Here is a 12,346-nt window from a genome sequence, read left to right on the forward strand (position 1 = left end):
AGACTAATTGATCAAATTATATATTGGAAATAAAAATGAATCTGTTATTGAATCGACTAAAACAAATTTTAGTATTGATAGTAGTAAGTTTTTTGTGCATTAGTTGCGTTCATTTACCTTCTATGGCTCAAAATCCTTGGCAACTAATTAGTTTAGAAACAGAAGCTACTTTTGCGGATTTAGCTTTTACTAGCAACTCTAATCACGGTTGGTTAGTAGGTACACAAGCTACTTTATTTGAAACTGAAGACGGTGGAGAAACTTGGCAACCTAAAATTATTGATTTAGGAAACGAAAAAGTAAACTTTACTGGTGTTAGTTTTAATGGTGATGAAGGTTGGATTACTGGTGAGCCTTCTGTACTTTTACATACTAATAATGGTGGTAAAAATTGGGATCGTATTCCTTTAAGTGATAAATTACCCGGACTTCCCTATGATGTCATTGCCCTTGCGCCGAATACTGCCGAAATGGTCACAAATTTAGGTGCTATATATAAAACTACTGATGGAGGTCAAACTTGGAAAGCCTTAGTAGAAGGTTCAGTAGGAGTAGCTCGTAACGTTAGTCGTTCTAATGATGGTAAATATGTTGCGGTAAGTGCAAGGGGTAACTTTTATTCTACTTGGCAACCGGGAGATACAGAATGGACTCCTCATAACCGAAATTCCTCGAAACGTTTACAAAATATGGGCTTTATTGGGGATAATCGACTATGGTTAATTGCTAGAGGAGGACAAATTCAATTAAGTAAAGAGAATAATTTTGAAGAATGGGAAGAGCCGATCAACCCTGAATCTTCAAATAGTTGGGGCTTTTTAGATTTAACTACTCGTCAGGGTGAAGAAATTTGGTTAGCTGGTGGTAGTGCAAATTTATTAGTTAGCTCTGATGGTGGAATGCAATGGGAAAAAGATCTAGAAGTAGAATCGATACCATCTAATTTCTATAAAATCGTGTTTTTAAATCCAGATCAAGGTTTTGTTTTAGGAGAGCGTGGTGTTCTGTTAAAATATAATACTCAGAATGCTGCATAACTTGAGTCGTTAATGTTGTAAATTAGTTAAATAGTAAAAAAAATTTAGGAGGCATTGCTTTTATGGCTGGAGATACAGGTGAACGTCCATTTACTGATATAGTTACCAGTGTACGCTACTGGGTAATCCATAGTATCACAATTCCCATGCTCTTTATCGCTGGTTGGTTATTTGTTAGCACTGGTTTAGCTTATGATGCTTTTGGGACTCCTCGTCCTGATCAGTACTTCAATCAAACTCGTGAAGAATTGCCTATTATTAGCGATCGCTATGATGCAAGTCAACAAATTGAACAATTTAATAAATAGTTAGTTAGATAAAAAGGTAAATCAAAAATGACCAATAGTCCGAATCAACCAATTTCATATCCTATTTTTACCGTCAGATGGTTAACTGTACATACATTAGCAGTACCTTCTGTATTTTTCATTGGTGCTATTACCGCTATGCAATTTATTCAACGCTAGGAGGAATCAATGGATAGAAATCAAAATCCTAACAGACAATCTGTAGAATTAAACCGCACATCCCTTTATTTGGGTTTATTATTTGTAGCGGTACTCGGTGTTTTATTTTCTAGTTATTTCTTTAACTAAAAACTACTTTATTCATACTAGGAGGTTTTAATATGGGAGATGCAAGAATTCCCCTTTGGATTGTAGGCACGATAGCGGGAATGGGTGTTTTAACAGTAGTAGCACTTTTTTTCTATGGTGCTTATGCTGGTGTCGGTTCATCTTTATAAATTTTGTTTAATGATAAATTAATTATGATAAAGACTGCTCTATTAGTAAATTCTAGGGCAGTTTTTTATTAGTAACTGATGTTACCTTAGTTCGATGCTTTGAATATCGGATTTAGGAAGATTTCAGGTAAATATTAAAGCAAATTAAAACTTAACATTTGAATCAGTGCGTAATGAACATTGGTGATTTTAAAGAAGAATGAAACAATATTTTCGCTAAAGCACTGATTTGGTGGGCGATGCCCACCCTAAAAAATTGATTTTATTCTATCAACTTCTAATTACCTATCAACAGATCCCATAATCACATCAATACTACCAAGAATTGCCATAATATCAGCAACTTTAACACCTCGGAGTAAGTGAGGAAGAATCTGTAAATTATTAAAATCAGGGGCGCGGATTTTCCAACGCCATGGAAAGACATCGTTATTACCAACAATAAATATGCCTAACTCACCTTTACCGCTTTCAAGGCGTACATAATGTTCTCCTGATGGTATTTTGAAAGTAGGAGCAACTTTTTTAGCAATATATTGATACTCAAAGTTATTCCATTCTGATTTTTTACCCTCTTGAAGTCTTTTGGCTTCTAAATTCTCGTAAGCACCACCCGGCAAACCTTTTAATGCTTGACGAATAATTTTAACTGATTCACGCATTTCTCGAATACGAACAATATAACGGGAAAAACAATCTCCAGAGGTTTCCCATTGTACATCCCAGTCAAAATCGTCGTAACATTCATAGTGATCAACTTTGCGTAAATCCCATTTGACTCCCGAAGCTCGTAACATAGGACCAGATAAACCCCAGTTGATAGCTTGTTCACGAGTTATAGTACCTAAGCCTTCGACTCGCTTACGAAAAATAGGGTTATTGGTGATTAATTTCTCATATTCATCAATTTTAGGTAGAAAATAATCGCAAAAATCTTCACATTTGTCCACCCAACCATAAGGTAAATCAACGGCAACACCACCGATACGGAAATAGTTATTATTAATTAAACGCATTCCTGTGGCTGCTTCCCACAAATCATAAATCATCTCTCTTTCACGGAAGATATAGAAAAAGGGAGTTTGAGCGCCAACGTCTGCTAAAAAAGGGCCAAGCCAAAGTAAATGATTAGCAATACGATTTAATTCCAACATGATTGCTCGAATATACTGCGCTCGTTTTGGCACTTCAATATCCGCTAACTTTTCTGGTGCATTGACGGTGATGGCTTCGTTAAACATTCCCGCCGCATAATCCCAACGACTAACATAAGGTACATACATTACGTTAGTACGATTTTCGGCGATTTTTTCCATGCCACGATGAAGATAACCAATAACTGGCTCACAATCCACTACGTCTTCACCATCAAGGGTTACAATTAGTCTTAAAACCCCGTGCATAGAAGGGTGATGAGGACCCATATTAAGAACCATTGGTTCTGTTCTAGTTTCGATTTTAGCCATAAAGCTGATATTTTAATGGTTAAATTAATATTTCTTGACAAGTTATCAATGTCAATGTGCGATCAATTTTTAGTAACAATTTGTTTACTTTTCTTAAACTATCACATATTATTTAATTTTAAGTTAAAATCAGATACTTAATCATATTAAAATAATAAGCACTTATACTTAATGAAAACTCAAGTTAAAAATACAAACTATAATACAGAACAGTTACAAAAAGCCTATCAAGCAGATCAACAACTAAAGTACATGAGTTTAGAAGCAGAATTACAGTTACTTTTACATCAAATTCAAGCAAATAAAAATAATAATAATTGATAATCGCCCTTTATGCCCAGTTTGGGCAACAAGAAAAAAGTTTCCAAACTTAGAGAGATAATTTCTTCAAAAATCTCTAAAATTGATAATTTTGCAGTATAATTCAGGAAAAACTCCTCAGAATTGGAGTTAGGGGCTTATTGAAAAGGAGAACAAACATTGTTAACATTAGGGGTTAATATTGACCATGTAGCGACTATTCGTCAAGCTAGACGTACTGTTGAACCAGATCCCATAGCGGCGGCAGTATTAGCTGAGTTAGCTGGTGCTGATGGTATCACAGCTCATTTACGAGAAGATAGACGACATATTCAAGATCGAGATGTTCGTATTCTACGAGAAACTGTCCGTACTCACTTAAATCTCGAAATGGCCGCTACCGAAGAAATGATTGCCATCGCCTTAGAGATAAAACCCGATTATGTAACCCTAGTACCTGAAAAAAGGGAAGAAGTGACTACCGAAGGTGGAATAGATATTGTTAAAAACCTTGACAAATTTACTTCTGTTGTGGATAAATTACAGAGTGCCGATATTCCCGTTAGTTGGTTTATTGACGCAGACGAAAAACAAATCGAAGCAGCCGCAAAAACTCAAGCAAAATTCATCGAGTTGCACACGGGAAAATACGCCGATGCAGTTAATGGTGAGACAATTCAGAAAGAATTTATTACTTTACAAAAAGGCACAAAACAGGCTTTAGAATTAGGGTTAAGGGTAAATGCAGGACACGGTTTAACCTATTGGAATGTTTATCCAGTGGCTTGTATTGAAGGAATAGAAGAATTAAATATCGGACATAGTATAATTAGTAGAGCAGTTTTAGTTGGTTTAGAACGTGCCGTTAAAGAAATGAAATTGGCTATAAAAAATCAACTATAAATTTATCATTTTTTAGTAACAATAAAATCAATTTATGACTACTTATTATTATCTTGTCGCTAGTGAAAAATTCCTAACCAGTGATACTGAAAACTTACACGAAATTTTAGACGAAAAACACAGAGTCTATAAAGAAAAAAATCAAGAGATTGACTTTTGGTTTATTAAACAACCTGCTTTTTTAGATGCACCAGAATTGAAGGAAATAAAGGCTAAATGTCCTCAACCTTCCGCCGCAATTGTTTCTTTAAATAAACAGTGGATTACCTTCTTAAAATTGCGTTTAGAATACGTTATCACTGGTGAATTTAACGCACCTTCAGACACCATCCCCGATGCGATCGCATCCTTAGCCGTAGCAGTTTAAAAAAATTACCCAAGTTTTTGGGCTGATAACCGTTTAAACCCTCTGGAGAGAATTTCACCTGCCTTTCTAAATGCCATAGAGGTTGGTAAAAGATCTCTCCCCGTGCCAGTGATGGAAAAGGGCAAGGGGAAAAGGGATTAAACCTGAAACCTGCCTAAATCAGATATTCAAACCATCGAAATGAGGTATTTATTTATCGTCAGATATAAAATTAACCACTCCTTCATCCCCGTCAATTTCCACTAAACCGCCCACAGGCAAACAAGCATTAATGCCGTCATGACCAAAAGGTAATTCGCTGATGATTGGTATGTTAAAATCTGAGAGACGATCTTTTAATACTTCAAAAGAAGTTAAGCTGGGAATACCATCAGGAGCATTACAACCGCTAAACCTACCTAGAATAATACCTTTTACCCGTTGAAAAATACCCATTAACCGCCATTGGGTTAAAATCCTATCAAGACGATAAGGCGCTTCTTGGACATCTTCTAAAGCTAAAATTACATCATCAAAATTAGGACAAATGGGGGTTGCTAATAAGTGAGTTGCTACGGTTAAATTAGCGGGTAAAAGCCTTCCCCTTGCCTTACCGCCACCCCAACCATGGCCTTCCAAGGGGGATAAAGGTTTTCCTTCAAGATAGTCAAATAAGCGTTTTAATGACCTTTCTGGCTCTTGAGATATAGTAGTTAAAACTGCACCATGAACACTTATAATTCCTTGATTATATAAACTCCACAGAAGGCTAGTAACATCAGAAAAACCGATTAACCATTTAGGCTGAGGAATTGTCTCCCATTGCCAATTTTCTAATAATCTTGCGCCACCATAACCACCTCTAACGCAAATAATACCTTTATATTCTGGATTTTGCCATGCTTTTTTTAAGGCTTGACGGCGAATTTCGTCTTTTCCTGCTAAATAACCTTCTCTATCTTGATAATTTTCTTCCAAAATCAGATTATAACCATTCTTACGCCAAACCTCGACACCTTCTTCAAATTTTTCTCTTTCTTTGTCTCTTAATGTGCCACTAGGAGCGATGGCTAATAAAGAATCACCTTTTTGTAATGGTAGTGGTAATAACATAAATTTATTCAGATCTAGGTTAAGTCTAGTTAAGACTAACATTTAAAGCTCAACTTTAATTCGTCAACTCTGGTTCACCTCCCACCCCCCAACTCTTCGCCTCCCTACCCCCAACTCTGTGGGGGTAAGATAGATTCAAGTCCCGATACTTGAACAGGGGATTTATAATAGTTAGAGATATTTAATAACAAAAAAATATGGGCAATTTAACATTATCTCGTAAAAAATTTGACATTGAAGAATATCATCAAATTATTAATATTGGTATTTTCAAAGAAGATTATACGATTGAATTAATTAAAGGAGAAATATTTGAAATGTCACCTGTGGGATTTAAACACGCCTCTTGTGTTAATAAATTAAATCAATTTTTTAGTTTACAATTTGGTCATGAAGTAATTATCAGTGTTCAAAATCCTATTAAATTAAGTAATAATTCTGAACCACAACCAGATTTAGTTTTATTAAAACCACGAGAAGATTTTTATGGGACTCAACACCCAACCCCTGATGATATTTTTTTGTTAATAGAAGTCGCTGACAGCAGTATTGAATATGATCGTAATGTAAAATTACCCATTTATGCCGAAAGTAAAATTCAAGAGGTTTGGTTAATAGATTTAAATCAAAATTTTTTAGAGACATATAAAAATCCTGAAGCAAATTATTACCAAAATATGCAAAAACTATCGAATAATAATATTGTTACTTTAAATTTTCCTCATAAAATCGATATTAATGTTAATAATTTATTTTAGGGGCGTATTCAAAAGTTCTCAATTCTGAGGGAGTAAGATAAATTCAAGTCCCCAAACTTGGGGATTTAGAGGCGTATTTAGAAGCAGATAAAAAAAAGTTTTGACAGGGTGATAGGTTTTTGATCTAACTTGGGTAAGGTATAAATATCGAAAAAGAAAAAACTTTAAAAATAACTCTCACAGGAGAAAAAGCCATGAAACCCGAAGTAACTTTAAAATATCTATCTTACCTCCGCAACAAAAAAAATCAAGAAGAAGGTTTTACTTTAATTGAACTCTTAGTCGTAGTAATTATCATCGGTGTACTCGCTGCCGTTGCTTTACCTAACCTTTTAGGACAAGTTGGTAAAGCTAGAGAAACAGAATTGAAAAACGCCGTAGGTACTGTAAACCGTTCTCAACAAGCCTATCACTTTGAACGTCAAGCCTTTGCACCTGCTGTTAGTTTCTTAGGTGTAGTTCTCCCCGGTGAATATCTTTCCGATACTACTATGGGTATTGCGGCGGCGGCTGATAGTGCTACCAATATTTCTACAAATGCTAACTCAGCTAGTGATGGTACCCGTGCCTTTTCAGGACGTATTGATCATGCGACTGGTTCATACACTCAAATTTTATGTATTAGTGATGCCATTGCTAACGCCGGTACTGCACCCACTGCTGCTGGTACTTGTGATGCTGGTACTAACGAAGTACGATAACAACTACTTCATTCAATTGGGTTGATATGTTTAAATAACCACAATTCAATCAGAATAAGCGCTTCCTTAGCCTCTAAATCCCCAACTATGGGGACTTTTTTTGTACCTAAAAATGAAGGTAGGGGGAGTTTAATCGATTTTACTCCCCCTTACTCCCCCAGAATTGGGGCAGAGTGAACGAGATGTTAGGGTGGTGGCAAACCAGAATTGAGGATTGGAAGACTTAAAAATAAATTTCTGATTTTTGACTTTGCTTTTGGGTAAAAAAAAAGATAGATTTTATGTCGATTTAGGGAAAGATGTCCTTAGCAATTATCTACAGTAGGGATTATGTTTAAACTTCTTTGGAAAGTAATTATTAACCAACGACAACAACAAAATAAAGGTTTTACTTTAATTGAGCTTTTAGTTGTGGTTATTATTGTGGGGATTTTAGCCGCAGTGGCGTTGCCTAATTTTTTGGCACAAGTGGGAAAAGCGAGAGAGTCAGAAGCTAAAAATGCTCTGGGTACGGTGGCAAGATCCCAAATGACTTATCATTGGCAAAATCAAGTTTTTTGTTGCGGCGGTGCTACTTCTGCAGAGATACTTAACAATATAGGGTCTGTAACTAACAGTAAATATATCAGTACTTGGACTTTTGATACCACTGATTTATCGAATCAAGTTAGTTTTAATATTACTAATAATAATTGGCAAACAGATGGTACAAGAGGATATTCTGGAGGAGTATTTTTTAGTAGTAGTTCAGCAAATGCTTATCAAACGATTTTATGTCAAAGTCTCCAACCAGCTAATACGGCTACCCAACCCGTGTTAACAGATCCTGTATGTGGCACTGACGGTTATAAGTTAAGATAATTGCTTAAATAAATTTTACCATAACTTTTCATAAAGGATAGTGCTAGGTTTAATCGTGGGAATATATATATGAAAAAACAAGTTAATACAATGGGGATATTGCTTATTTTTCTGTTTTCTTTGATTGGTATTGCTTATTTACAATTACCCATGGCTAATCAAAAAAAAGAGAATCTCACGAAAGTAGAAGCCTTAAGACAACAAGAAAAAGAGGGGGTAAAAATTAATCTCCTGAAGAATTTGCCTGATTTTGGTTTTAATAATTTAGTTGCGGATTGGATTTATTTACAATTCATTCAGTATTTTGGAGATCAAGCAAGGGATTATACTGGATATAGTCTTAATCCAGAGTATTTTAGAGGTGTTGTGGATAAAGATCCTCGTTTTATTTCTCCTTATTTTATTTTAGCTCCTGCTACTTCTCTATTTTCAGGACGACCAGATATTAGTGTAGAATTAATGGCACAAGGTTTAAAATCTATTTCTCCTGAACAACCGAAGGCTTATCAAGTATGGTTTTATAAAGGGATAGATGAACTTTTATTTGTGGGTAAACCACAGGATGCGCAAAAATCCTATGAAATGGTCGTGAAATGGGCTAAGTATCATAATGATGTCGGTAGTGAAACAGTAAGCAGACAAGCAGAAGAAACTGCTAATTTTTTGAAGAAAAATCCTGATAGTAAAAAAGCTCAAGCGGCTGCATGGATGGGAATTTTTGCTAATGCGAGGGAAGATGTGGTGAGAGATTTAGCACTAAGAAATATTAAACGTTTAGGGGGTAATTTAGTTGTTAGCGGAAATAAAGCTAGTTTATCGTTTCCAACGGAAGATTAAGGCTTTATTTTTTCAAAACTAACACTTTTGTATATAATCAAAATTTCTTTTTCGAGGTTAACATCAATTTAACTATCTATATGTGAATCTGAACTTTGTAACCAGTTACTTAAATCCGATTCATTTTGAAAATCTAATAAATCCTCTCCCAAATTTTCTAATTCCTCAAAAGATAAATTACCTATTTTATTTTGTAGTTGAGGGTTAATATTACCTAATCGTTTTTTTAACAGACGTAATATCAACTGAACTTCATAAATTTTCGTTTCTTGAATACCTTGTTGAATACCTTGTTGAATACCTTTTTCGATTATTTTGTTGTAAACCACTGATTCTTGCATAATATCCTCCCGAAAGTATAGATTAATTAGAGATAAATCAAATTTTATTCCTGCTAATAATTGTACACAAGTAGAAACATTATTTCGTTCTCTCTTATCATTAATTTTAGCAACTTCGTCAGCTATTTGTTGCAATAATTGTTCTGGATTATCACTTTTAGCTAATACTGCTAAAGGATATAAAGCTGGTGATTTTAAGAATAATTCAGGATTTTCTTCCCAAATTCTGATAACTCGATAACGATGAGAGGTGTTTTCTTGTCGAAATTCATTTATAAAAACATCGGGCAAAGTGCTAGGTTTGAGATAAATGACTACTTGTTCAATATCGGTTTCATATTGTCGGTATAATCTCACCCAATAATCAAGCATTCGCAAGGGAATTGGCGGTTTTGATTGAGGGGAAGTTTGAAATTCTAAATGTAAAATTTTGTCGGCAACGGTAAGAAAAAATAATCCATCCGCCCTTATTGGTTCTAAATTTAACTCGATATTGAGGATTGTTATCTCCTGTTCAACATTTGTATTCAATAACCAATTAACGAAAACTTCAGGGGAGTCTTCTACTAAAAACTTGAGAATACTATCGTAGCTCATATTAAGTTAAAATGAAATAATAATTAATCACGATTAAAAAATCTTATCATAATATAGTTATTTAAAGTTTTTAGAGGTAAAAAATGAGCGAATGGCATCCTTCGGTAAAAACATATTTAGAAAATAAAGATTATGAAAAAGTAGTTGAAATTTATGAAAAAATCATCGAAAATAATCCCGATGAAATTAATAATTATTGGTATTTAGGATTAAGTTATTTACTCATAAATAATCTTGATGAAGCGCAAACAACTTGGTTTTTTGTCTTTTCTCAGGAAGAAGGAGAGGAATTAGAGAAATGTAATCAAGATTTAATAAATGTTTTACACAAAGAAGCGCTACAACAACAAAATTTAAGTAATTATGAACACAGTTTATTGATTAGAGAACAAATATTAGAAATTAATCCAGAAAATATTAATAATTTACTGTATATTGTTAATTTACAAATTTTATTAAAAACCTTTAGTATTGAACTTTTAAATACATATAATTTAAGTGAATTAGTTAAAAATAGTCAACCTAATTCTTTAGATTTTTTGTTATTATCAACTCTCTTAAAAGATATTATAAAATGTGCTTATAATTTAAGTATTGATTTTGCAGAATCAGTTTTAATTTACTCTGATAGTAATAAAGATATAGTTAATATAATTGTTAACATTGGTGACTCTATGGCGAAAGAAGATCAACAAGTTCTTTATGCTATAGAATTACTAGAAATGTGTAATAAATACCCTCATAATAATATTATTATTTTCATTAATTTATATACTTACTATCAATTAGTAAAAGATTTTGATAAGTTAGTTAATATTGCTGAAGAATTAAACGAAAAAGCAAGTAATTATTTAGAAAGATTTAATGCCAAAAATTTACTCTTAAATGCTTATTTAACTTTGGCAGAATGGGATAAAGCGATGATAGTAGCAAAAGAACAAGATAGATTATATCAAGAAATTGAGTTACATAAAGATGAATTAACTAATTCTGCTAGTAGAGATACTTTTTTTTCAGGAATTTTAAATCTACTTTATTTACAAGATGATGTTGTTTATAATCGTCAAATTATTAATAAAGTTTCTAGTTTATTTCAAGAAATTAATAAGCCTTTTTATCCTAAAATAACCCATACAATAGCTAAGGAAAAAAAGATTTTAACTATTGGATATATCGCTCACACTTTACATAAACATTCTGTTGGTTATTTATCCCGTTGGTTAATTTATTATCATAATCGAGATTTATTTAAAATTAATTTATATTCTCCTCAAAATCATACCGATGAAATTACGGAAAAATGGTTTATTCCTAATGTAGATAAAATTTTTATGGCGCAAAGGGGTATGAATCGTTTAATTAACCAAATTTATGAGGATGAGGTGGATATTTTAGTTGATTTAGATAGTTTAACTTTAAATTTAACTGCTTTAGTAATGGCTATGAAACCTGCTCCGATTCAGGTAACATGGTTAGGGATGGATGCTTCTGGGATTCCTAATATTGATTATTTTATCGCAGATCCTTATGTCTTACCTGATAATGCAGGAGAATATTATTCAGAAAAAATTTGGCGTTTACCTAACACCTATTTAGGAATTGATGGTTTTGAAATGGGGATTCCAACTTTACGCAGGGAAGATTTGGAAATTAGTAATGATGCGGTTATCTTTTTAAATGTACAAAATGCCGCTAAATTAAATCCGTCTCTAGTGGAATTACAAATGGAAATAGTTAAACAAGTTCCTAATAGTTTCCTCATTTTTAAGGTAAGACGAGATGAAAATCGATTAAAAGAATATATCTATAATCTGGCTGAAAATTATCACCTCAATGTTTCACAATTAAGATTTATCGGTTATGATTCTACAGTGGAAATTCATCGGTCTAATTTAAGTATAGCGGATGTTTTGTTAGACACTTATCCTTATAATGGTGCAACCACAACTTTAGAAGCATTATGGGCAGAATTACCCGTAGTTACAAGAGTTGGTGAGCAATTTGCGGCACGAAATACTTATGGTTTTATGATAAATGCAGGTATCACGGAAGGGATTGCTTGGAGTGATGAAGAATATATCCAATGGGGGATTAAATTGGGAAAAAATGAAAATTTAAGACGAGAAGTCGTTTGGAAGTTAAAACAGTCAAAGAAAACATCACCCTTATGGAATGGTAAACAATTTACAAGGGAGATGGAAAAGGCTTATCAACAAATGTGGGAGATTTATGTAAGTCAAAAAAATTAACATAGCACAAAAAAGATGAAGGCGATCGCAACTCTTTGATTCATCAATTATGATTTAAGTTAATATCTGATAAAGTATTATATATTTCTGAA

The 12,346-nt window shown here is 33.5% G+C and carries 16 protein-coding genes; 13 read left to right on the top strand and 3 right to left on the bottom strand.

The window, feature by feature from the left end; genetic code table 11:
* Positions 1 to 35 precede the first annotated feature (35 nt).
* The 5 genes from ACEW8E_RS03195 (at position 36) to ACEW8E_RS03215 (ending at position 1,782) form a co-directional block, all read left to right on the top strand.
* Positions 36 to 1,037 carry a photosynthesis system II assembly factor Ycf48 gene (locus ACEW8E_RS03195; RefSeq protein ID WP_373478886.1) on the top strand — a complete coding sequence of 334 codons (1,002 nt, stop codon included), beginning with the start codon at positions 36 to 38 and terminating at the stop codon, positions 1,035 to 1,037.
* 62 nt (positions 1,038 to 1,099) lie between these two features.
* Positions 1,100 to 1,345 (top strand): cytochrome b559 subunit alpha, encoded by a 246-nt coding sequence (psbE, locus tag ACEW8E_RS03200; RefSeq protein ID WP_373478887.1) that lies wholly within the window; start codon positions 1,100 to 1,102, stop codon positions 1,343 to 1,345.
* 27 nt (positions 1,346 to 1,372) lie between these two features.
* Positions 1,373 to 1,504 (top strand): cytochrome b559 subunit beta, encoded by a 132-nt coding sequence (gene psbF, locus ACEW8E_RS03205; RefSeq protein WP_373478888.1) that lies wholly within the window; start codon positions 1,373 to 1,375, stop codon positions 1,502 to 1,504.
* Positions 1,505 to 1,513: 9 nt separating this feature from the next.
* Complete coding sequence (locus ACEW8E_RS03210; protein WP_071827635.1) at positions 1,514 to 1,633, top strand: photosystem II reaction center protein L; 120 nt, start codon at positions 1,514 to 1,516, stop codon at positions 1,631 to 1,633.
* 32 nt (positions 1,634 to 1,665) lie between these two features.
* A complete protein-coding gene (locus ACEW8E_RS03215; RefSeq protein WP_373478889.1) occupies positions 1,666 to 1,782 on the top strand; it encodes a photosystem II reaction center protein J in 117 nt (38 codons plus the stop codon).
* Positions 1,783 to 2,063: 281 nt separating this feature from the next.
* Here ACEW8E_RS03215 and ACEW8E_RS03220 read toward each other — a convergent pair whose 3' ends face one another.
* Positions 2,064 to 3,248, bottom strand: coding sequence for a photosynthetic/respiratory NAD(P)H-quinone oxidoreductase subunit H (locus tag ACEW8E_RS03220; protein WP_373478890.1), 1,185 nt, complete (start codon positions 3,246 to 3,248; stop codon positions 2,064 to 2,066).
* Between the two features lie 171 nt (positions 3,249 to 3,419).
* Between ACEW8E_RS03220 and ACEW8E_RS03225 the strand changes: the two genes are divergently transcribed.
* From ACEW8E_RS03225 to ACEW8E_RS03235, 3 genes are all read left to right on the top strand, one after another.
* On the top strand, positions 3,420 to 3,569 hold the full coding sequence (locus ACEW8E_RS03225; RefSeq protein WP_373478891.1) for a hypothetical protein: 150 nt from the start codon (positions 3,420 to 3,422) through the stop codon (positions 3,567 to 3,569).
* 159 nt (positions 3,570 to 3,728) lie between these two features.
* A complete protein-coding gene (locus ACEW8E_RS03230) occupies positions 3,729 to 4,451 on the top strand; it encodes a pyridoxine 5'-phosphate synthase (protein ID WP_373478892.1) in 723 nt (240 codons plus the stop codon).
* Between the two features lie 34 nt (positions 4,452 to 4,485).
* Positions 4,486 to 4,818 carry an MgPME-cyclase complex family protein gene (locus ACEW8E_RS03235; protein WP_373478893.1) on the top strand — a complete coding sequence of 111 codons (333 nt, stop codon included), beginning with the start codon at positions 4,486 to 4,488 and terminating at the stop codon, positions 4,816 to 4,818.
* 189 nt (positions 4,819 to 5,007) lie between these two features.
* Here ACEW8E_RS03235 and ACEW8E_RS03240 read toward each other — a convergent pair whose 3' ends face one another.
* Entirely contained in the window at positions 5,008 to 5,910 is a 903-nt protein-coding gene (locus tag ACEW8E_RS03240) for an LD-carboxypeptidase (protein WP_373478894.1), read from the bottom strand.
* Positions 5,911 to 6,107: 197 nt separating this feature from the next.
* On the opposite strand from ACEW8E_RS03240, the gene ACEW8E_RS03245 reads away from it, so the two are divergent.
* The 4 genes from ACEW8E_RS03245 to ACEW8E_RS03260 all read left to right on the top strand — a co-directional run bounded on the left by ACEW8E_RS03245 (position 6,108) and on the right by ACEW8E_RS03260 (position 9,067).
* Positions 6,108 to 6,668 carry a Uma2 family endonuclease gene (locus tag ACEW8E_RS03245; protein ID WP_373478895.1) on the top strand — a complete coding sequence of 187 codons (561 nt, stop codon included), beginning with the start codon at positions 6,108 to 6,110 and terminating at the stop codon, positions 6,666 to 6,668.
* 194 nt (positions 6,669 to 6,862) lie between these two features.
* Positions 6,863 to 7,369: a type IV pilin protein gene (locus ACEW8E_RS03250; RefSeq protein ID WP_373478896.1), complete on the top strand. Its 507-nt coding sequence runs from the start codon at positions 6,863 to 6,865 to the stop codon at positions 7,367 to 7,369.
* A 330-nt stretch (positions 7,370 to 7,699) separates the two neighbouring features.
* Positions 7,700 to 8,230: a type IV pilin-like G/H family protein gene (locus tag ACEW8E_RS03255; protein WP_373478897.1), complete on the top strand. Its 531-nt coding sequence runs from the start codon at positions 7,700 to 7,702 to the stop codon at positions 8,228 to 8,230.
* 69 nt (positions 8,231 to 8,299) lie between these two features.
* A complete protein-coding gene (locus ACEW8E_RS03260; RefSeq protein WP_373478898.1) occupies positions 8,300 to 9,067 on the top strand; it encodes a hypothetical protein in 768 nt (255 codons plus the stop codon).
* 68 nt (positions 9,068 to 9,135) lie between these two features.
* Here ACEW8E_RS03260 and ACEW8E_RS03265 read toward each other — a convergent pair whose 3' ends face one another.
* The gene (locus tag ACEW8E_RS03265) at positions 9,136 to 10,005 is read right to left on the bottom strand and encodes an Rpn family recombination-promoting nuclease/putative transposase (protein WP_373478899.1); all 870 of its coding nucleotides are present in this window, start codon (positions 10,003 to 10,005) and stop codon (positions 9,136 to 9,138) included.
* Between the two features lie 83 nt (positions 10,006 to 10,088).
* Between ACEW8E_RS03265 and ACEW8E_RS03270 the strand changes: the two genes are divergently transcribed.
* Entirely contained in the window at positions 10,089 to 12,254 is a 2,166-nt protein-coding gene (locus ACEW8E_RS03270; protein WP_373478900.1) for an O-linked N-acetylglucosamine transferase, SPINDLY family protein, read from the top strand.
* The last annotated feature ends 92 nt before the right edge of the window (positions 12,255 to 12,346 follow it).

Source organism: Geminocystis sp. (genome assembly GCF_041753295.1).
In the GTDB taxonomy this organism is placed as follows: Bacteria; Cyanobacteriota; Cyanobacteriia; order Cyanobacteriales; family Cyanobacteriaceae; genus Geminocystis.